At 59.7% G+C, this 21,815-nt stretch carries 16 protein-coding genes; 3 read left to right on the top strand and 13 right to left on the bottom strand.

Annotated elements, in window-relative coordinates; genetic code table 11:
- Positions 1-12: 12 nt before the first annotated feature.
- The 3 genes from pnp (at position 13) to BLP65_RS00685 (ending at position 4,107) form a co-directional block, all read left to right on the top strand.
- A complete protein-coding gene (pnp, locus tag BLP65_RS00695) occupies positions 13-2,106 on the top strand; it encodes a polyribonucleotide nucleotidyltransferase (protein WP_092991603.1) in 2,094 nt (697 codons plus the stop codon).
- A gap of 398 nt (positions 2,107-2,504) precedes the next feature.
- Positions 2,505-3,068 carry a hypothetical protein gene (locus BLP65_RS00690; protein WP_139181390.1) on the top strand — a complete coding sequence of 188 codons (564 nt, stop codon included), beginning with the start codon at positions 2,505-2,507 and terminating at the stop codon, positions 3,066-3,068.
- Positions 3,069-3,528: 460 nt separating this feature from the next.
- A complete protein-coding gene (locus tag BLP65_RS00685; protein WP_092991599.1) occupies positions 3,529-4,107 on the top strand; it encodes a thioredoxin family protein in 579 nt (192 codons plus the stop codon).
- A gap of 26 nt (positions 4,108-4,133) precedes the next feature.
- Here BLP65_RS00685 and BLP65_RS00680 read toward each other — a convergent pair whose 3' ends face one another.
- The 13 genes from BLP65_RS00680 to BLP65_RS00620 all read right to left on the bottom strand — a co-directional run bounded on the left by BLP65_RS00680 (position 4,134) and on the right by BLP65_RS00620 (position 21,784).
- Entirely contained in the window at positions 4,134-5,021 is an 888-nt protein-coding gene (locus BLP65_RS00680) for a GGDEF domain-containing protein (protein ID WP_092991597.1), read from the bottom strand.
- A gap of 15 nt (positions 5,022-5,036) precedes the next feature.
- Complete coding sequence (locus tag BLP65_RS00675) at positions 5,037-5,507, bottom strand: YbhB/YbcL family Raf kinase inhibitor-like protein (RefSeq protein WP_092991595.1); 471 nt, start codon at positions 5,505-5,507, stop codon at positions 5,037-5,039.
- 109 nt (positions 5,508-5,616) lie between these two features.
- Entirely contained in the window at positions 5,617-7,302 is a 1,686-nt protein-coding gene (locus tag BLP65_RS00670) for a hypothetical protein (RefSeq protein ID WP_092991593.1), read from the bottom strand.
- A 240-nt stretch (positions 7,303-7,542) separates the two neighbouring features.
- A complete protein-coding gene (gene acs, locus BLP65_RS00665) occupies positions 7,543-9,489 on the bottom strand; it encodes an acetate--CoA ligase (protein ID WP_092991590.1) in 1,947 nt (648 codons plus the stop codon).
- A 163-nt stretch (positions 9,490-9,652) separates the two neighbouring features.
- Positions 9,653-10,345, bottom strand: coding sequence for an exonuclease domain-containing protein (locus BLP65_RS00660; RefSeq protein WP_092991588.1), 693 nt, complete (start codon positions 10,343-10,345; stop codon positions 9,653-9,655).
- 3 nt (positions 10,346-10,348) lie between these two features.
- Positions 10,349-12,214, bottom strand: a complete 1,866-nt coding sequence (locus tag BLP65_RS00655; RefSeq protein ID WP_092991586.1) for a putative nucleotidyltransferase substrate binding domain-containing protein — start codon at positions 12,212-12,214, stop codon at positions 10,349-10,351.
- 165 nt (positions 12,215-12,379) lie between these two features.
- Positions 12,380-14,164, bottom strand: a complete 1,785-nt coding sequence (locus BLP65_RS00650) for a sodium:solute symporter family protein (protein WP_092991584.1) — start codon at positions 14,162-14,164, stop codon at positions 12,380-12,382.
- A gap of 24 nt (positions 14,165-14,188) precedes the next feature.
- Positions 14,189-14,455: a DUF4212 domain-containing protein gene (locus BLP65_RS00645; RefSeq protein ID WP_092991582.1), complete on the bottom strand. Its 267-nt coding sequence runs from the start codon at positions 14,453-14,455 to the stop codon at positions 14,189-14,191.
- A 201-nt stretch (positions 14,456-14,656) separates the two neighbouring features.
- Positions 14,657-16,546: a putative nucleotidyltransferase substrate binding domain-containing protein gene (locus tag BLP65_RS00640; protein WP_092991580.1), complete on the bottom strand. Its 1,890-nt coding sequence runs from the start codon at positions 16,544-16,546 to the stop codon at positions 14,657-14,659.
- A gap of 229 nt (positions 16,547-16,775) precedes the next feature.
- Positions 16,776-17,213, bottom strand: coding sequence for a hypothetical protein (locus BLP65_RS00635; protein WP_092991578.1), 438 nt, complete (start codon positions 17,211-17,213; stop codon positions 16,776-16,778).
- Between the two features lie 65 nt (positions 17,214-17,278).
- On the bottom strand, positions 17,279-18,625 hold the full coding sequence (locus BLP65_RS00630; RefSeq protein WP_092991576.1) for a sigma-54-dependent transcriptional regulator: 1,347 nt from the start codon (positions 18,623-18,625) through the stop codon (positions 17,279-17,281).
- Positions 18,622-21,597 (bottom strand): sensor histidine kinase, encoded by a 2,976-nt coding sequence (locus BLP65_RS00625; protein WP_317623041.1) that lies wholly within the window; start codon positions 21,595-21,597, stop codon positions 18,622-18,624. Before BLP65_RS00625 ends, BLP65_RS00630 begins: the two co-directional genes overlap by 4 nt.
- On the bottom strand, positions 21,584-21,784 hold the full coding sequence (locus BLP65_RS00620) for a hypothetical protein (protein ID WP_092991572.1): 201 nt from the start codon (positions 21,782-21,784) through the stop codon (positions 21,584-21,586). The genes BLP65_RS00625 and BLP65_RS00620 overlap by 14 nt, the downstream gene beginning before the upstream one ends.
- Positions 21,785-21,815: the final 31 nt, after the last annotated feature.

The raw sequence follows: 21,815 nt of genomic DNA, 5'->3' as shown, positions 1-21,815 counted from the left end.
AAGGAAGTAACAGTGACGCCCATCAAGAAACAGTTTCAATACGGCGACCATACAGTAACGCTTGAGACCGGAGCCATTGCCCGCCAGGCTTCCGGGGCTGTCAAGTGCAGTATGGGGGATACCGTGGTGCTGGTCACCGCGGTTGCGATCAAGGAAGCAGTCGAAGGTCGGGACTTCTTTCCGCTGACGGTCAATTATCAGGAACGGACCTACGCTGCGGGTAAAATCCCCGGTGGTTTCTTCCGCCGTGAAGGCCGCCCGACCGAGAAAGAGACGCTCACCTCCCGCCTCATCGATCGTCCCCTTCGCCCGCTGTTCCCCGATGGGTTCAAGAACGAAGTTCAGGTTGTCGCTACCGTCATGTCCCTTGATCCGGAAATCGACCCGGATATTCCCGCCATGATCGGCGCCTCGGCTGCATTGGCTTTGTCCCCTGCACCGTTCAACGGTCCAATCGGTGGCGCCCGCGTGGGCTTCAAGGACGGTGAATACCTGCTCAATCCGAATCTGTCCACCCTTCCTGAATTGGAACTGAACCTGGTGGTGGCCGGCACCGAGTCTGCCGTGCTGATGGTGGAGTCTGAGGCCAATGGTCTGACTGAAGAGCAGATGCTGGGCGCGGTACTCTATGGCCACGAGCAGATGCAGGCGGTGATCAAGGCCATCAATGAGCTGGTTGCCGAGGCGGGAAGTCCGAAATGGGATTGGCAGGCAGCGAGTGAAGACAGTGCGCTCAAGGCAGCGGTTGAAGAAGCCGGCAAATCCGCTATCAATGACGCCTACCAGATCAAGGAAAAGCTCGATCGCTATGATCGCCTGAGTGCGATCCGCAGCGATATCATCGAGAAGCTGGCCAATCCGGAAGCTGAAAACAGCTGGGATGCCGGTGAAGTCGCCAAGGCCGTCTCCAAATTGGAAAAACAGGTCGTTCGCAGTCGTATCCTGACGGGTGAGCCGCGTATCGACGGTCGGGACACCAAGACGGTCCGGGCTATCGATGTCGAGGTCGGCGTGCTTCCGCGTACCCACGGCTCTGCCCTGTTTACCCGCGGCGAAACCCAGGCGCTGGTTGTCACTACGCTGGGTACCGCCCGCGATGCGCAGGTCATCGATGCCATCGAGGGTGAGCACAAAGAGCCGTTCATGTTCCATTACAATTTCCCGCCGTACTGCGTGGGCGAGACCGGTTTTGTCGGTAGCCCGAAACGGCGCGAGATTGGTCACGGTCGCCTCGCCAAGCGCGGTGTTCAGGCGATGATGCCCGACTTTGACGGTTTCCCGTACTCCGTACGGGTGGTGTCGGAGATTACCGAATCCAACGGCTCCAGTTCCATGGCCAGCGTCTGCGGTTCCTCACTCGCTCTGATGGATGCCGGCGTGCCGATGAAAGCCCCGGTGGCCGGTGTGGCCATGGGCCTCATCAAAGAGAAAGAGCAGTTTGCGGTTCTGACCGATATCATGGGTGACGAGGATCACCTCGGCGACATGGACTTCAAGGTGGCCGGTTCTGCCGACGGTATTACCGCACTGCAGATGGATATCAAGATCGAGGGCATCACGCGCGAGATCATGGAGATTGCGCTGGAGCAGGCCAAGGGTGCCCGGCTTCACATCCTGGAAAAGATGAGTGCCGCCATCTCCACCCCGCGTGAAGAGATGTCGGAGTATGCGCCGCGATACATTACCTTCAAGATCAACCCGGAGCGGATCCGCGATGTGATTGGGAAGGGCGGCGCCACGATTCGCCAGATTACCGAAGAGACCGGTACCAGCATCGATATCAGCGATGATGGCACAATCAAGATCGCGTCCATCGACAACGCTGCCGGACAGGAGGCACGTTCCCGCATTGACCAGCTGACGGCTGACGTCGAAGTGGGGACGATCTATGAGGGTCGTGTGGCCAAACTTATGGACTTTGGCGCCTTCGTGACCATTCTCCCCGGCAAGGACGGGCTGGTTCACATCTCCCAGATTTCCGATGAGCGGGTGGAGAAGGTCTCCGACAAGCTCAACGAGGGCGATCTGGTGAAGGTGAAGGTGCTGGAAATCGACAAACAGGGCCGAATCCGCCTCAGCATGAAAGCGATTGGCCCCGAAGAGTAGGGTGTAGCATTTGCAGTAAAAAAGGGACCGTTTCGGTCCCTTTTTTATTGGAGTGCCATTTGGCTAGTGTACTGTGCATGCTTGGCGATACTTTCAGAGCCCCCCAAAAACGTCAGGACAAGGCGCAGCGCGCAGGCAATGGTTATTCCCTTGTCAAGCGCTGCACGAATCTGCCGGGAGCGGATTCGGACAGCCGAAGGCTGGCCCGAAGGGCGGACTCCAGGGATGGAGTCCGCAACGCCGTCATGGCGTTTTTGGGGGGCTCCCTTCGGGCGAGCCGCTGGCCGGCCAGCGACTCGCTGAAAGCACCGACAAGCATGCACAGTACACTAGATACTTCCAATTTCACCGCACCAGGCGGCAGGGATCTCGCTGGTGTGATAACCGGGCGGTGCGAAATGCCAGGAATCCGACACCCTGTTCACGTCTTCTTGCGGCTTCCCGACCGATTGGATCCGTACCTGCGGCTGACCATGGGTCTCGCCGGTTTGGTTGTGGCGATCTACATGATGGCTCGAGGGACCATCTGGATATGGCCACTGGCACTGTTGGCAATTTATTTTGTTTGGGATTTTTTTCGCAATGCGAGTGTCTGGAGCGCCTTTCGTGCGTTTCGGGAGGGGCGAATCGAAGCTGTTCGGCAAGAGGTGAATCAGATCCGCTGGTCCAACCTCTTGTCGCCGGTAAGTCGCAGTTACTACCATTGGCTGCGAGGTGCAGTGGATGCAGCCGACGGTCGCTATGCAGCCGCCCGGGTGCATTTGCTGGTGGCGGCTGCCGGCCGCCTTAAAACGGAGAATGATCGGGCACTGGTCCAGTGTCTTCTGGCCGAGACTGCGTTTCAGGATGGGCAGCCCGATGAAGCTGCTGCGCACGGAAAGATGGCCGTTTCGCTTTCGACACATTCGCAAATCAGCAGACTTGTCGGTGAGCTGTCCCGGCGGATCGCTGACAGTCGCTGACAAGCCCGAACACGTGCGCTTGTGGTCCTAGTGCACTGTTGCAACCCTACTACGAGGAAAACGGAAAGATGAGCCGCGTAGGGCGCATTCTTGACGTACCCCCTTCGTTTCCAGAAACGAAAACATCCGCGAAGCGCACCGGCCATTGCACGGGGCACCTTTAAATGCGCCGGCTCCGACCCTCGCCGAAACGGTGCATTTGAAGAATGCACCCTACGAGGAAAACGGAAAGAAGACCCGCGTAGGGCGCATTCTTGACGTACCCCTTCGTTTCCGGAAACGAAAACATCCGCGGAGCGCACCGGCCATTGCACGGGGCACCTTCAAATGCGCCGGCTCCGACCCTCGCCGAAACGGTGCATTTGAAGAATGCACCAGCACCTTACGACGTCTTTGCAGGCGTTGCGGCTTTGCGGTGATAATTCTGGGCTAAGATTGTAGTCAGAAAAAAGGAGATCCCATGTCCCTGACCCCCTCGACGATGCTGGAACTCGGAACGTCGGCGCCAGAATTTACCCTGCCGGACACCGCCTCGGGAACTTTGGTTTCGCTGGACGACTTCCATGAGCATCCCGCGCTCCTGGTGGCTTTTATCTGCAATCATTGCCCCTATGTGAAACATATTGCCGATGCCTTTTCGGAGTTTGCACGCGAATACCGCGACAAGGGACTGGCGGTGGTGGCGATCAGCAGCAACGATATTGGTCACCGGGAGGAGGACGGACCGGAGCACATGGCCAAGGAGGTGGAGTATCGTCGTTATGTCTTTCCCTACCTTTTTGATGAATCGCAGGAGGTGGCGAAGGCCTACAAGGCCGCCTGTACCCCTGACTTCTTCCTCTTCGATGGGGAGCGCAGGCTTGTCTACCGCGGCCAGTTTGATGATAGCCGACCGGGTAACGACAAACCGGTGACGGGCAAGGATATGCGAGAGGCGGTGGATGCGTTACTCGGAGGCAAGCCGCTGCCGGTCGAGCAGGTTCCCTCCATCGGCTGCAATATCAAATGGAAACCCGGAAACGAGCCGGCTTACTCCTAGCGGTTGCTCGGAAGGCGGCATCGGGTTCAGGCCGGTGTATGGGAGTTTGTGACGGCGTGGGTCTCCACAGGCGTGCCAAGCGCATGAGCGCAGCCGTCCTTGCCGCTCTTTTTTACGGTATACATCAGTTGATCGGCCTGATTTACCATTTCCCGGACATCCGTGGGGGGAGACTGGTAAGTTAGTACGCCGATACTGAACGTGACCGGCCAGCCCGCCTCTTTCATGGCTGCCAGCAACTTTTCGCGCAGATCGCTGACCGCTTGCCTGGCAGCTTCCGCCCCGGTTTCGATGAATAAGATAACGAATTCATCCCCTCCCAGTCGTGCGACTACGTCGGTTCCGCGGGTCTGATCACGCATGATCCAGGCCGCCCGCTGGAGCAGCACATCGCCGGCGGCGTGGCCGAAGGCGTCGTTGATGTGCTTGAAATTGTCCAGATCGATGAATGCAATGCTGAAGGGGTGGTGGTAGCGGCGGGAGCGAACGAATTCCTGCTCGGCGGCTTCATAGAAAGCCCGGCTGTTGGCGACTGCTGTCAGGGGGTCGGTCACGGCCCGCTTCTGCTCATCTTTCAGTCGATTTTGAAAAGCACTGAGAAGGAAAACCAGGATCAGAAAGAAACCCAGGCGGGTCAGCGCATTCCAGACCGGAATGGCACCGTGGCTGTAGGGGGCGCCGGCGCTAATGTCGGCGCTGTACCAAAGCACCGCACTCGCCACCGCCATGAAGACCCCCGGCCAACGGCCCACATACCAGGCGCAGAGGCTGATCGGAAGGGCATAGAAGATAGCGGAGGAGATTTCGGGACCGGTTGCTACGTCGACCAGTGCAATAACGATCCCGAGTGTGCCGCAGAAAAGGACGATAAAGGCCTTGGAGCGCCGGTCCATGAATGCCAGTAGTACTTTCACACGGGATACCCGCCTTCAATCCCCTCGCTGATAGAGTCCAATCAGCTCGGCGTGATCGAGAATATGGCCTTGCATCGCCTTTTCAAGGTCGGATTTGGTCGGCTCGTTCAATCCTTCCAGTTCGATATCCAGGGCGTAGAGCTTGAAAAAATAGCGGTGACGCCCGATCGGCGGGCAGGGACCGCCATACCCGGTTCGCTGCCAGTCATTGATTCCGACCTTTGTATTGCCTGGAAGTTGCTTCGCGGCTTCGGGAAAACCGTCGCTGCTCGTCGGAATGTTGAAAACCACCCAGTGCACCCAGGTGCGTTGGGGCGCGTCCGGATCAGGGGCATCCGGGTCGTCCATGATGAGGGCCAGACTGCTCGTATCAGATGGCAGATTGGACCAGGATAAAGGGGGTGGTACGTCCTTCCCGTCACAGGTGTATTGCGACGGAATTGCCCCGCCGTTCGTAAACTGTGTCGATTGCAGTGTCAGGCTCATATCGCCTCCGGAGGCCGGGTTTCTCTGCAAAGACTAGAAATCCCGGAGAGCATCGGCAAGTGCACGGGAATCATCCCGCACTGTTTCCCGGTGCGCGACGAATACCTTGTCACGCCGGTGGCAAATCGGCCTCCAGACCAGGGACATCGACCGCCAGGTAGCGCTCGGATTCAAACACAACGGCCTTGATAGCGACCCGTTTCGGCTTCCCACCGAATTCAACCAATAGCGTGTTCTCGTCGAGCGAATGCAGAGAGGGCAGGATGACGATTGGAGAGTGGTTGCGGTTACGGCCTGCGAGGGCGCCCAGGCGAGTGACCGGTTTACCGTCGCGAAGTACGACGATGGTCACGGGAAGACATCGGAAGGCGAGATTTCGAATTCCAAAGCGGAGGCGTTGCCCCGATTCGGTCAACCAGCAGATCAGTCCGGCGCGCCAACGCCCGCTGGGACTCTGTAATCCGATGAGAGTACCCACACGTAGCCCTTGGGTCGATTCGATGGGCAGTGACAGACAGACACCTCCACTGCTTATATTTTCTGTGCGACCGTCGAGGATGCGGTAGGAAGCTTTGTTGGCATGGGTTTCGGCCCAGTGTCCAGAAGGCAGGGTATGACTGTCGGTTTCCGGAGCCGCCGGGGCGTAAATGGCGTCCCATACGTCGTGGCGCTCTTCCCGTGAGGTACCCAGCTCGCCCGGTTTGAGCGCATGGCGTTGCTGTATCGCTTCCAGCTGCAGGGTGTCCGAGGGGGCCGAATCCTTTTCACAGTCGCTGCCGGCCTCGGGATCGGCGTCATACGACAAGAGGTTGTGAAGAGCTCCCAGACCGAACACCATCGGTACAATCTGCCTGGCTTGATGTCGCAGTGAATGGCGAGCGGGAATTTGGCACCACTGATCATGGAAGCGTTGCACGACATGGCGGGGGAGGGTGAACGCGCCTTTCGGCAATCGGACAGTGATCTCACGTTTGCTGTGTCCAAGGCGGTCGTGCAGGTCTCGCGCCAAGTCATCGGTATTCAAATACCAGCCGCTTTGCATGTCGGGCCTGGTCGGCCTCGGCGGTTCGTCGGCATCCCATTCGACAAAATAGCGACCCTGTTCGCCGCCGGTGCTTTCGGTCAGGCGAAGTGTGCGACTCCAGAGTCCGATACTGTTCAGCAAGGGCTCCCACCAGCGGGTGTCGAATTCGTTAACCGGCGCCAATGCCGTTAGTAGCAGACGATAATAGGCGTGCGTCACCGAACCCTTTCGGTAACCGGGTTGTGGATCGTCCACGATCCGATCCGCCAGTCGCTGGTTTTGTGCCCACCGATACATTATGTGCAGTTGACGCCACAGCCCCTCGGGTGCGGGACGGCCTGTGACCCGGTGAAAAAACAGCAGCCAGTTGCTGTAATGGAAATAGTGCTGCAAAGCCAGGGCGTTTAGCCGCCGCGTCCCAAAGTCGAACAGGCTCCGTTTTTCCTGCGCAGCTTTGAGATAGCCGGCATTGAAATTTTGCAGCAGCGAGCTGATCTGTTCGAACCTTTGCCGCGCATGGGGGGCGAGGGGGAATTCCGGGGTGCCACATCGGGCTACCCACTGTGGTAGCAGGACATCGACCGGGTCGCGCAAGACCTCCAGGATCTGGAGGCGGCGTTTGGGGGTGAGTGCAACGGTATTCAGGCAGGTGAAGACCTCGGTCATCCGTTCGATGCAGTTATCCGGTTCTGCCAGGGGTAGCTGCTCAAGCCACTGCCTGGCACTCTTCACCCCCGCCGACCGGCACAGCTCCACTGCCGCTTGTTGCATCCTATGCTCCAGTCTCTTCCTTAGCTGAATACGGGCAAAAGCTGGGTCATGTGCTTCGCTCGCCCCCTGTTTTCCTGCCTATCATACGTCACTACCGAGGCGGTTTGGCAAGTCTGCCGATTCCATGTCAGACGCCCTCTGTTTCAGCCTGACGACCGGTATGTATCGTCATACGAGTGATACGGGCACAAAAAAGCCGCGAGACAGCACCTCGCGGCTTTCGATCGGGACGGTCCGCAATTACTGAATGGCGCGGTTGGCGATTAGATCCTCAACTACGCTTGGATCGGCCAAAGTACTGGTATCACCCAGTGTATCGATCTCGTTGCTGGCAATCTTGCGCAGAATCCGACGCATGATTTTACCGGAACGGGTCTTGGGCAAGCCCGGGGCCCACTGGATGACATCCGGTGTGGCGATAGGCCCAATCTCCTCGCGAACCATGGCGACCAGCTCTTTCTTCAAGGCGTCGGAGGGCTCCTCGCCCTTCACCAGCGTGACGTAGCAGTAAATCCCCTGTCCCTTGAGGTCGTGCGGGTAGCCGACTACTGCAGCCTCGGCCACTTTCTTGTGCAGTACGAGTGCGCTTTCGACTTCGGCGGTCCCCATGCGATGCCCTGAAACGTTCAGGACATCATCCATGCGGCCGGTGATCCAGTAGTAGCCGTCTTCGTCTCGGCGGGCACCATCACCCGAGAAGTAGTAGCCCCGGTAGGTCTTGAAATAGGTGTCGATAAAGCGCTGATGATCGCCATACACCGTACGCATCTGTCCGGGCCAGGGGCGCGTGATCACCAGCGCCCCCTGGGCAGCGCCCTCTAGCGGAGTGCCGTCACTGGGATCGACAATCGCCGGCACCACACCGAAAAACGGCTTGCTGGCGGAGCCGGGCTTGAGGTCGGTGGCGCCCGGCAGCGGCGTAATCAGATGGCCGCCGGTCTCGGTCTGCCACCAGGTGTCGACGACAGGACAGCGACTCTCTCCGACGACTTTGTAATACCACTCCCAGGCCTCCGGGTTGATCGGCTCACCCACCGTTCCGAGCAGGCGCAAAGACTTGCGCGAGGTCTTCTTTACCGGCTCTTCACCTTCGCGCATCAGTGCGCGGATGGCGGTCGGGGCGGTATAGAAGGTCGCCACATTGTGCTTGTCGCAGACCTGCCAGAATCGCGAGGCGTCCGGATAGCTCGGTACACCCTCGAACATCAGTGTCTTGGCACCGTTCGCCAGCGGGCCATAAACGATGTATGTGTGTCCGGTCACCCAGCCCACATCGGCGGTACACCAGTAGACCTCGCCATCCTGGTAGTCGAAGGTGTACATGTGAGTGATGGCCGAGAAGAGCAGATAGCCGCCGGTGGTATGCAGTACGCCCTTGGGTTTGCCGGTGGAGCCGGAGGTGTAGAGGATGAAGAGGGGATCTTCAGCATCCATCTCTTCTGCAGGGCAGTCGGCGGAGACTTTTTCGGTTGCCTCGTGATACCAGACGTCCCTGGTGTCCGCCCAGGCAATGTCGCCGCCAGTGTGCCGGATGACAAATGTCGTGTGGACGTTGGGGCAGCTTTGCAGTGCCTTGTCGGCATTGGCCTTGAGCGGTACGCTTTTCCCCCCGCGCAAACCCTCGTCTGCAGTGACTACCACGCGACAGTCGGAATCGAGGATCCGGTCTTTCAGGGATTCCGGTGAAAAACCGCCAAAGACTACCGAATGTACTGCGCCGATTCGGGCGCAGGCCAGCATGGCAACGGCCGCTTCCGGGATCATCGGCATATAGATGCAGACGCGGTCGCCCTTTTTGACCCCGCGCTCCTTCAGGGCGTTGCCGAAACGGCTGACCTGCTCGTGCAATTCGCGGTAGGTCAGGGTCTTGTCGACGGATGGATCATCGCCTTCCCAGATGATGGCGGCCTGATCCCCCCGGGACTCCAGGTGACGGTCCAGGCAGTTGTAGGCGACATTCAGTTTTCCACCATCAAACCACTTGGTGTAGACGTTATCAATGTCATAGCTGTAGTCCAGTACCGTATCCCACTTTTTGAACCAGGTGAGGAACTTTTCCGCCTGCTCCCCCCAGAACCCCTCCGGGTCCTCGACCGAGCGTTGGTACATTTCTTCATATTTGGCCGCGTCAATGTGGGCCTTGGCCGCCACATCCGCCGGCACCGGATATATTTTGCTATCGGACATAGGTCACTCCTCGGTCATTTACTGTTTATTCACTTAAGGACGTTGCCTTCCCTACTATTTTGTTCTTATGTTCTTCGAGGTGAATGAGTGCGTCTCTCCCTTCGTTCTATGACCCACATCATAGTCCGTCCGGCACTCTCACTGGTTGTTACCAAAAAAATCGCTAGAGCCTCGTCAGAAACTCCTTGAGCGGCAGTCGGCCGCCGCTGTCCCGTGCCGCAATCTGGGCTGAGAACAACTCTGCCGCCGCCAGTGCATCGACCAATGCATCGTGTGCCCGGTAGCGGGGCAGACCGTAGCGCTCCCTGAGCCTGGAGAGCCGCAGTTCTCTGGCGGCATAGGTCTGGCCGCGCCGTTCCAGGGTTCTGCGTTCGATCCATTCCGTGTCGACCATGGGAATCAGGAATCGGCCACCCCATATAGTTTCGCAGGCTGCGCCGAGAAACGAAAATTCCACCGGGGCATGGTGGGCAATCAGTACCTTGCCCGCCAGGACCTTCAGCAGTTCCGTTACTGCCTGTTCCAGGGACTCCCCTTCGGCGGCTGCGTCGTCGGTAATTTGGTGAATTACCGCGCTCTGTTCGGGAATCGCCCCTTCGGGCACGACAAGCCGGTGAGTGGCGCTCCCCAAGTCGATGCGAAAACCGTTCATTTCGACATAGCCGATGCTGACAATCTCGCCCCGATTCGCCTCGAGTCCGGTTGTCTCCAGGTCCAGGGCCAGGAAGGACACGTCACGGCAGTCGCTTTTCGGCGACGGAAACGGCACCGAAAGAAAGTCGCGGAGCGGCCCCGGCGGTGACTTTTTCAGCAGGCGCTCGCGGCGAAACTCAAGACTGAGCAGGTTGCCGAACATCGCTCAAAAGAACCGTCCCGCCTGGTGCCGTTGACCAAGCGCATTTTGCAGGCCGCTGATTACCGAAAACGCATCCTTCAAATGGCCCCGCTCCAGAGAGGAGAGCTCCGAGGGGGCCATATAGTTGTCCGGTTTCTCACCTCGCTTGATCTGTTCGGCCTGGTGTCTGGCACGCAGGGTGACGATGAATTCGAATGCATCTTCCAGATTCTCGGCGCTTTCATGGCTGAGTGCCGATGTCTCCGCGGCGATTTTAAGGCGTTCGCGGGTGTTTACTTCCGGGAGTCCGGCGGAAAGGGCATACACCCGTGCGAGGTCCACAGCCGGTATGATCGCCCGTCGTTTGAGATCCAGACTTTGTGCATGGTCACCCTCCCCGATCAGCACGAAATGACGGAAGAACCCCAGCGGTGGGCGGTTTTTCAAGGCATTTGCTGCCAGGTGGGCGAGAAAAATCCGGTTGCTGTGCGTCTGTTGCAGGACTTCGGCATGGAGTTGCTCATAGAGAGCGGGGTCGCCGCAGATCGTCCGCATGTCGAAAAAATTGGAGGCCAGCATCAGTGCCTTTTTTTCCGGTCGCGTTATCCACAGGTCGAAATAACGCCGCCAGACGCGACAGGGTTGACGCCATTCCGGGTTCGTGGCCATCACTTCACCCGGACAGTAAGTGAAGCCGCAGGCATTAAGGCCATCAGCCACGAATCTCGCCAAGGATTCGAAGTAGCCATCGTGCCTGGCGGGGTCAAAATCATCAGCGAGCAGCAGTGCATGATCCTGATCCGAGTGCACGGTCTGTTCGCGGCGCGCCAGCGAACCCACAGCAAGCCAGGCGAAACTCACCGGGGGCGGCCCCAGCTGCTCCTGACACAACTCGATTAGGCGCCGGGTTATGGCCTCCGTGATGGAGGAGATGGTCTGACCGACATGATAACCGGTTGCGCCCGAGGCGATCATCTGCACCTGCAGTTCCGGAATATCGGCACAGATGCGGGTCAGTGCCTCGACGGAGGTGCAGCGGCGGATATCGCCTGCCAGGTAGACCGCATTGGCACTTTGGTAGCGGATAAGGTCGTTACTGGAGACCACACCGATGACACGCCCGTGATCGATGACCGGCAGGTGGTGGACCGACAGCCGGGTCATGGTGATCAGGGCCTCGAATCCGCGGGTCTCCGGTTCTACCTTGTGCAGTCGGCGGGTCATGATTTCGCTTACCGGTTGTCCCGGATCACGGTCTTTGGCCAGACAGCGTGAGCGCAGATCGCGGTCGGTCATGATGCCGACCAGCCGCTCGTCCTCCATGATCAACAGGGAAGAGACACGGGCCTCGGTCATCAGCCGTGCAGCCTTCCCGATAGGGGTTTCGGGCCGGGCCACCACCGGTTCGCGGACGATGAGGCCGCCAACCGGAACGTTGAGCAGTCCCGTATGGGAGCCGCGAATCGCCTGTATCGATTCCAGCGCGCGCCGAAGCCGGTCACGAACCGATTGGTTGAAATGTTCTGCGAATTCCGGGTGCTGTTCCCTGAGCGTCTCGAGCCGTTCGCAAGGCAGCAGATAAAACAGGCTGTCCTCAACCGTGAGGGCGGTAAACCGGACCGAGCTTCCTGCTCTGCAGGCGCTGGCGTGAATCTCACCCTCTCCAATCTTGCCGATGAGCTCATCGCTCTGGTCGCGCAGTTCTACTGCCCCCTTACGGATGATATAGAGATAATCGCCATCGGCATCAGGAGGGGGAAGGGGAGTACCGCGTCGAAGATAGCGCACCGACAGGTATCGCGGCAGTCGCTCGAGCACTTCCCCGGGCAGGTGGTCGAAAGGGGGATGGCCAGCGAGAAAATCCCGGATTTCAATCAGCTCGACGTTCAACGTAGACTCTCGTGGCGATCGATCTAAAAACGGAAATGAAACCCCAGAGTACACTGAGTATGCACCCAAAGCCGCCTGCCCGGTGCGCTCTGGGGTTTCATCTGCGTTCACCATGAAAAAATGGAGTCCCGCACGAGGCGGGACTCCGGTTTGGCGAGTGGCTTATCAGCCGGACACACGCGGAACGCGGATGTCTTCCACCAGCTCCTGGATGTGAGCGGGCGGCGGTGCAGTCACCTTCGACACCGCAATGGCGGTGATGAAGTTGAACAGTGCACCGACGGCACCGAACGATCCCGGAGAGATGCCGAACACCCAGTTGTCGGGGGTGTCGGCCAGATTGGCGGTACCCGGGATGAAGAACCAGCCCTTGTACACAAAGATGTACACAAGGGTGGTACCCAGGCCTACCAGCATACCGGCGACGGCACCCTGACGGTTGATGCTCTTGTTGAAGATACCCATCATCAGAGCCGGGAAGATCGACGCTGCGGCCAGCCCGAAGGCCAGTGCCACCACCTGGGCTGCAAAGCCCGGGGGATTAAGGCCGAGATAGCCTGCCACCAGGATGGCACCGCCCATCGAAATACGGCCCGCCATCAGCTCGTTCTTCTCCGAAATCCGGGGCATGAATACGCCCTTGAGGAGGTCGTGAGAGATCGCCGAAGAGATGGCTAGCAACAGACCTGCAGCGGTGGAGAGTGCAGCGGCAAGGCCACCAGCGGCCACCAGTGCAATTACCCAGTTGGGCAGATTGGCGATTTCGGGGTTGGCCAGTACCATGATGTCACGGTCGACCGTGACCATTTCGTTGCCTTCCCAGCCCCACTGTTCCGCCTTCTGGGCAAACTGCTCATTGCCGTCGTTGTAATACTGGATCTTGCCATCGCCGTTCTTGTCCTCGAACTGCAACAAGCCGGTCTTTTCCCAGTTCTTGAACCACTCCGGGCGCTCGCTATAGGTGAGCGGAGTGAATTGCTCGGGACCGGAGGTGGCGGTGGCTGCGGTCGGCTGCATGATGGTATCCATCAGGTTCAGACGAGCCATGGCGCCAACAGCCGGGGCGGTGGTGTAGAGGATGGCGATGAAGACCAGCGCCCAGCCGGCGGATGCGCGGGCGTCCCGTACGGTCGGCACGGTGAAGAAGCGCACGATGACGTGCGGCAGACCCGCGGTACCGATCATCAGCGACAGGGTCAGCAGGGTCATGTTCAGTGCTGAGCCCTTGTGCTCCGTATAGGAGGCGAAGCCGAGGTCTGTTACCACCTGGTTCAGCCGATCCAGGATGGGCTGACCACTACCGTCTGCCATGGCGGCACCCAGGCCGAACTGGGGCAGGACGGTATCGGTCAGCTTCAGGGAGATGAAGATCGCCGGTACGGTGTAGGCGAAAATCATTACGCAGTATTGGGCGATCTGGGTGTAGGTGATGCCCTTCATGCCGCCGAGGACGGCGTAGAAGAAGACGATCGCCATACCGGTGAACAGCCCGGTGGAGAAATCCACTTCCAGGAAGCGGGAGAACGCCACGCCAATACCCTTCATCTGCCCGATAACATAGGTAATCGAGGCCACGATGAGGCAGATGACGGCGACGATACGCGCAGTCTGTGAATAATAGCGATCACCGATGAACTCGGGGACAGTGAACTTGCCGAACTTGCGCAGGTAGGGCGCGAGCAGCATGGCAAGCAGCACGTAGCCACCGGTCCAGCCCATCAGGTACGCCGAGGCGTCATAGCCACTGAAGGCGATGAGGCCGGCCATGGAGATGAAGGAGGCAGCGGACATCCAGTCGGCACCGGTTGCCATGCCGTTGGCGACCGGGTGGATGCCCTTGCCCGCCACGTAGAACTCGCCAGTGGTGCCGGCGCGTGCCCAAATCGCAATGCCGATATAGAGGGCAAATGTCGCACCTACGACGAGGTAGGTAATGGTTGTAAGATCCATGAACTTTTTTCCCCCGGGATTTGATTAGTCTTCGTGGACATCGAATTTGCGGTCGAGCTTGTTCATCCGCCAGGCGTAGAAGAAGATCAACCCGACGAAGGTATAGATCGAGCCCTGCTGGGCGAACCAAAAGCCGAGCGGATAGCCGCCCAGGGAAATGTTGTTCAGCGGCCCGGCCAGCCAGATGGCGAGCGGATAGGCGACGATGAACCACACGACCAGACAGCCGATAAGAAGGCGAACATTTGCCTTCCAGTACTCGGCGGCCTTGCTGTTGCCGTTTGTCGACATTTTCTTTCCTCCGTACTCTTCGCTTGAAGTATTGTGCTGCTGTCATCCCTGGCCTTGTTTTCGGCTCCGTTATTCCCGGCGGAGTCGTGTAGAACAGTTGCTAGTTGCTAGTTGCTAGTTGCCAGGCAGTTCCCTCGCCCTGCAGTTGCAGTTCCTAGCCACTCGCTACTAGCCACTAGGCAGTTCCTAGCCACTCGCTACTTACAACTGATACTCCAGTGCCAGCTTGGACTGCAGCTTGCGCGCCTGGCGGAACGCCTCTTTGAGGATGCGTCGGTCCAGTTCGTTGAGTGTGTCCGGGTCGATATGGTTGGAGAGTGGCTCCCCCTGTTCCGCCTGTTGCCGGTGGCTGCGCATGCGCAGCAGCTGAATGAAGTGATACGCCTCCATCCAGGCATCCACATCCGATCGTTTGAAGATGCCTTTCTTTACGCCGCCTTCGAGCCGTCCGCCGGTGCTGGTGGCTTCCACATGGTGGGCAAGCGCGTAGATCCGCGCTGCGTCCACGAACGGTGTAATGCCTTGCACCTTCAGGTTGACGGTATGCGGATGTTCGCCGCCACTGGTAACCACGAAGTCGCGAAACAGGCCAAGGGGCGGGCGATTGCGCAGCGCATTGGCCGCCATCTGACGACGAAACCGGCTGTTCTTCTCCACGCGGTCCAGCACCCATTGGCGCAGTTCGCGGGTCGTTTCCGGATCGCCCCGGAGGGGCCGGAAATCGAAGAATATGCTGGCGTTCAACAGGTGTTCCGGGGTTCCCTGATCGATCCAGCGCCCGAATCTGAGCTTCCATTCATCGAGGCTCAGGCAACACTCGGGGTTGCTGGCCATGATATTGCCGGGGCAGAGCGGGAACCCGCACTCCGCGAGGGCATTGTTGATTTGTGTGGCAAGCGGCAGGAGTTCCGCACGAACCGAATCGGCCGTACGTCCTTCGGGAAGCGCAAAAAGGATTCCGTTGTCCTGATCCGTCTTCAGCGTCTGTTCGTGGCGGCCCTCGCTGCCGAACGACAGCCAGGTAAAGCCTACCGTGGGCAAACCCGCATCACGCTCGACCAATTTGATGACGCGGCGGGTGAGGCTGTCATTCAGCGCCGTGATGATCTGGGTGAGCTGATCGACCGACGCCCCTTGCGCCAGCATCTGGTCCACCAATCGGTGGACGTCCTGACCCAGCCGTGCCAGCGTGGCTACATCGCGCGCGTCGGCAATCGAACGGCTGAGACTGACCAATCCCACCCGCTGCAGTGAGAAAAGGTCCCGCTCCGAAAGTACACCGATAAGCTGAAGGTCTTCGACCACACAGAGGTGGCCGAATCCGGCCTGAGCCATCATCAGTGCCGCTTCGTAGGCCGGTGCCGTGGGAGGCAGGGTAATGGGGTCCGGCGTCATTACCTTGCCAACGGGGAGACGGAGATCGGTTTCCTGTAGTACTACCCGGGCCAAAAGATCATGAAGTGTGAACACCCCGAGTAGTGCACGGTTGGAATCGATGACAACGATGCTTCCGACCCGTTCCTCCTGCATGCGCTGCAATGCCTCCTGGAGCGGCATCTCGGGTCCGCACGTCACCGGCTGGCGGCGGATCAAGCCTCGCAGAGCGGTGCTTAAAGAGGTGTCTTCCGACATACGCGCTGCTGAGTTGGCCTGGACCGTGCGCAGGGCGCTGTCGAGCAGACTGGCCAGGCGACGCGTACAGAAGTCGTGGAAAACCGGGCTTTTTACCAGCAGACGGTCGAACTCGTCACGGGCCAGTTCGTAGCAGAAGGTATCCTCGATGGCCGTGGTGGTGACGTGGGTTGCTCGTCGGGACAGCAGGGCCCCGATGGGGAAGCACTCCCCGGAGACCAGTTCCCACGCGCCTTCGTGAGTTTCGTCGCCCTCGACTTCGCCCCGCACCCGTCCCTGTTTGATAATAAAGAATCGGCTGGCCGGTCCATCTTCCGGGCGGAGAATCGTTTCGCCGCGACGGTAGAAAACCAGCTTCAACCGTTTCGCCATATACTCCAGGTGCACCGGCGTCATCTGGTCGAATGGCGCGTGACGCTTCAGGAAGTTGACGACGGATGTGAGGGGGGTTTGAGTCATCAAGCCGAATCGCAGTCGGGTAATAAAAAAAACTACGCAATGCGCATGCCACAAACACTTGGTATGCGAATCAGAGACTTGAGAGCCGTTAGGGGAATGCGGGTGTTTATTTTGTTACTTCTGGTAACAGAGGGTGTTACGAATGGTAACAATGATCGGTTGCCGGTGGTGTGCTGGCGACGTGAGGATCCTCGTCAAAGCGCCGCCTCGGATTCCGCTGATTGACCCATTAGCCGCCAAACAGTTTCCGCCACCAGCGACGCCGGTTTCCGGGAGGCGGGAACGCGGCGGGCAAATCCGTGGGCGGTAGCGTGGACAACACCCAGCCGGGCAGTGTCGGTGACCCGAAACCCGGGCCACAGACACTGCCCAGGTTGTTGGGATCATAGATCTTTGCCATTGAGGGGGCCTCAGGATCATCAATATAGACGATCCCGCAATAGTCCTCCTTGTGTTCACGACGCAGCAGGGCGTCGACTTCCACAACAAAGGTCTCCAACTCGCTTTTTGTGGCAGGACGGTCCGGTGGTGCTTCGCCGATGGCGTAGACGAACCAGTCGGCTTCGCTGGCGCGCAGACGTTCCCAGAAGCGATCCAGGTCTTCCCACTTCAGGAGATTGCGGAAGTATCCCTGATAGTGGATGAGGAAGGGCTCTTTCGGATTCATGAGACAAAACTACAGAATATTCGGATTTATGGGTAGCCCCGAGGCTTGAAAGCCCGTGTGTGAAATCAGGAAACAGGGCTGCGTTTGCGCGGGATCCCCAGTTTCTGGCGGCGCTCCCAGAGGGTTTTGCGGCTGACGCCCAACTGTTTGGCCAGCTCGGTCTCGGTCATCTGCATTTCGTGTTCCCGCACGAAGCGGACGAAATATTCGTCGAGGGAGAGATTGTCGGGTGGGGCGGCTTCGGTCGGCACCGTCGTGGCGGCACATTCGAGTGGTAGCAGATCCGCGGACACGGTATCTCCCTCACTCAAGATGACCGCCCGCTCCAGCACATTTTCCAGTTCACGAACATTTCCCGGCCACGGATAACGCCGGATGCGTTCTACGGCCTCGGCGGAGATCTGCATCGGGGGCCGGTTCAGACGGTGGCAAGTCTTGTCCAGCAGCACTCGCGCCAGCTCTTCGATATCATCCCCCCGGTCGCGCAGTGGTGGCAGGGCGATTTCCATCACATGTAAACGAAAATAGAGATCGTTGCGGAAGCGCCCGTCGTTGACCCGCTTCTGAAGATTGCGGTGAGTGGCCGCAACCAGGCGGATATTGGCTTTGCGTGACTGGGTGGAACCGACCCGGCGGATCTCGCCCTCCTGAAGCACCCGCAACAGACGTGCCTGCGCCTCGAGGGGCAACTCGCCAATCTCGTCGAGAAAAAGCGTCCCGCCATCGGCGGCCTCGACCAGACCGCGGTGGCTCTCCACGGCGCCGGTGAACGCACCTTTTTCGTGTCCGAACAGCTCGGACTCGATCAGCCCTTCGGGAATGGCTGCGCAGTTCACGGTGATGATGGGTGCATTGCGGCGCGCGCTGTGTTCGTGGACCGCTCGGGCGACCAGCTCCTTGCCGGTGCCCGATTCCCCCAGGATGAGCACGGTCGTATCGGCCGGGGCCACCTTTTGAATCCGGGCAAAAACCTCCTGCATGGCGGGACAGGTGCCGATGATCCCTTCGATGGGATAGGCGCGGGAGAGCTCCGACTTCAGCACTTCATTGTGAAGGGCCAGATTGCGCTGCTTGAGGATGCGCTGGACGGTCATCACCATGTCATCGTGATCGAAGGGCTTGGCGATGTAGTCCACCGCTCCCATTTTCATCGAATCGACCGCCGAGCGCACGCTGGCGTAACTGGTCATGATCAGTACCGGTACCTCGCCGCACCGGTCGATGATATCGGTTCCGGGGGCGCCGGGAAGGCGTAGATCGGCGATGATCAGCTGAAAATCACCCAGCGTGAAGTTGGCCACGGCTTCACCGACGGAACCCGCCTCGGATACGCTGTGGCCGTGCCGCTCCAGCAGTCGGCGCAGAGCGGTGCGGATGATCGCCTCGTCTTCGACAATCAATATCTGTTTCATGCGGTTTCCTGCGTTTGAGGGGCGGGCAGGGAGCGTTCACCGGCTGCGGGGAGTTGCACTTGTACCCGAATGCCACCACCCGGAATGCTGTCGATGGTGACGCTGCCGGAGTGTTCCTGGACGATGTTGTAGACCATTGGCAGCCCGAGGCCTGTGCCTTCACCGGGCTCCTTGGTGGTGAAAAAGGGCTCGAAGACCTGATCGAGCTCGTCCGGGTCGATGCCGCTGCCGTGATCCACGATCTCGATCATGACGTAATCGGCCTGTTCGAAGGCCGACACCCGGATGCGCTCGCCGGGTGCGGAAGCGTCGCAGGCATTACTGAGCAGGTTTACGAAGACCTGGACCAGCCGCTGGCGATCACCAATGGCCGAGAGCGATGCTGAACAGTCCACGTCGAACTGCAACTGCTTGCCCGAATGGCTGAGTCGTACCAGTCGCACCGATTCGTCGATGATCTCGGCCAGACCGACTGATACGGGGGTGTGGTCGGCCACCGTACCGCTGTGGCTGAAGCTGACCAGTGACTGCACGATGGCCGAGATGCGGCGGGTCTGAACCAGTATCTGTTCCAGCCCCTCTTCAGTCAGTTCCTCATCGCGCTCGCTGAGCAGGTTTTGCGCCAGACAGGCGATGCCGGTGACCGGGTTGCCCACTTCATGCGCCACACCGGCCGCGAGCCGTCCCACAGAGGCCAGACGTTCACTATGGGCCAATTCGGATTCGAGCCGGTAGAGATCGGTCAGGTCTTCCACCAGGATGACGGTGCCGCCCGGCTGGATCTCACTGTGCCCGGTGCCCGGGCCCTCAATGGCGGCCTTGTGGAGGTTGAACACCCGCGTCTCCCTGCCGTCCCGCATCTTGATCTTGTGCAGGTGATTGTCCTGGGCGCGCAGAAAACCGCATAGCAGCCCCGACCACGGTTCGGCCAGTTCCTTGAGGGGAAGTCCGACGGCCTGGCGGTGCGGGATGCCGGAGATGGCCTGCATCGCCACGTTCCAGCTCATCACCTCCCGATCCGGACCCAGCGAGCAGACGCCGAGGGGCAAGTCGTGCAGCACCTGGCGATGGTAGCGGCGCAAGTCATCGAGCTCGGCCGCCAGGCCCTTGAGGCGGGTCCGTGAATCCTCCAGTCGCTGCTCCATATAACGGACGCTGGCGGAAAGCGCGGTGCGGGCACCGGACTCGATCTGCAGGCGTTCATCGACGATCATTCGCGCCAGCACCGGCCCCACCAGGCCCGAGAGGTTCCGCTCGATGCGCTCGCGCACCCGCCGCAACTCGGTTGGCGAGGTGGGCTCGGATGCGATGCCCAGGTCCCTGAGGGCGCGTTCTACTTCATGTTCGGCCATTTCCCGGCCGGTGATCAGCGCCAGCTGTTCGCGAATCTGCCTGAGCGAGCCTGCCACCAGCGTGCCCCGCGGCGGTCCCAGACTCTCCCGGCAGCAGGCCTGCGCGGCTTCGATTTCTGAGTCCCGGGCTCGCCACAGCAGCGAACCGGTCACGAAAAGCAGTGCGTTCACCGTCAGCGACCAGAAGGTGGCCGGGCCCCATGGGGCTTCGGAGCCCAATACCTGGAGTGGATCGAAGGCGCTGCGGATCAGGCCGGACTCCTCGAACAGGGGCAACAGGAGAGTGAGCGTCCAGACGCCGGCGCCGCCAAGGAGGCCGAGGATGAAGCCGGTGCGGGTGGCACGGCGCCAATAGAGCAGCCCGACGATGCCGGGCAGGAACTGGGCCACGGCCACAAAGGAGATCAGCCCCAGTCGGGCGAGTCCTTGGTTGCGCTCCAGAAGCAGGAAAAATACGTATCCCGCCAGGATGATAATAGCGATCAGCAGGCGACGGCCCCAGAGCAGCCAGCGATACAGATCGGTCTCCGGCTTGAGCTGCGGCGGGAAACTGGCCGGCAGCACCAGATGATTCATGCACATGGCCGCCAGTGCGAGGGTGGTGACGATGATCATTGCCGAAGCGGCCGATACCCCTCCGATGAAGGTGAGGACCGGAAGGAGTGTCGAGCCGCTTTCCAGAGTGATGCCGAGCACATAGAAATCGGCAGCCGTGTCCGGGGAGAGATGCATGCCCGCCCAGAGAATGGGCGGGATGGCGAGGTTGAGCACCAGTAAAAACAAAGGGAATCCCCAGCTGGCCACCGACAGTGAGCGACTCTCCAGATTCTCGGTGAAGGTCATGTGGAACTGGCGGGGCAGCAGAAAGGCCGCTGCGAAGGAGAGTAGCAGCAGGGTGGCCCAGGGTCCTTCCCGCACCGGTCGATAAAGGTTCTCCAGGGCCTCGGGATGCCGCTGGAGCCACTCTTCCATCCCTCCCAGTCCGCCGAAGACCCCGTATATCGCAAACAGGCCGACGATGATCAGCGCCGCCAGTTTCACCAGCGATTCAAAGGCGATGGCCACCACCAGCCCTTCGTGTTTCTCCCGGGCCGAGATATGCCGCGCGCCGAAGAGGATGGCGAACAGCGTGATCGTGACGCAAAACGCCAGTGCGATGAGGTGGGGGGCCGACTCGTTGGTCAGCACCTGAAGCGATTCGGTGACGGCCCGTATCTGCAGGGCGATATAGGGGAGCACCCCCGCCAGCATGAACAGGGTCACCAGCACTCCCGCCAGCTGGCTCTGATAGCGGAAGGCGAAGACATCGGCCAGCGAGGCCAGCTGGTAATCGCGGGTAAGCCGCAGGATGGGCTGCAACAGGACGGGGGTCAGCAGGAAGGCCAGCGTTACCCCGAGATAGATGGTCAGAAAGTTGTAGCCCTGCTCCTGGGCGAATCCGACGCTGCCATAATAGGTCCAGGAGGTGGCGTAGACACCGAGCGACAGGACGTAGGTTGCGGGATGTCGCGCCAGTCGGGCCGGGAGCCAGCCACGATCGGCGGCGTAGGCGACGATAAAGAGTACGCCCAGATAGGCGACTCCCGCCAGAAACAGCTGCCAGAGCTCAAATTTCATCATTCAGAAAGCGGCGTTGCAGCCGGGCGGCGAGGATGATGAGAGCGCCCCAGAGCAGGTACGGGAGATACCACGGCGCATCATCCGCAGCCCAGATCGTTTTCAGTGGCGAGACGAGCAGCAGAATCGCAAACAGAAACAGCAGGATGACGCGGTCGATGGAACCGCCGGTTTCAGAACGCTTGGCCATGGGAGCAGCATATCAATGGACGTTACAAAAC

Origin of the sequence: Thiohalomonas denitrificans, from assembly GCF_900102855.1 — a bacterium.
In the GTDB taxonomy this organism is placed as follows: domain Bacteria; phylum Pseudomonadota; class Gammaproteobacteria; order Thiohalomonadales; family Thiohalomonadaceae; genus Thiohalomonas; species Thiohalomonas denitrificans.
The sequence above is the reverse complement of the archived record's forward strand: the minus strand, read 5'-3'. Positions and strand labels throughout refer to the sequence as shown.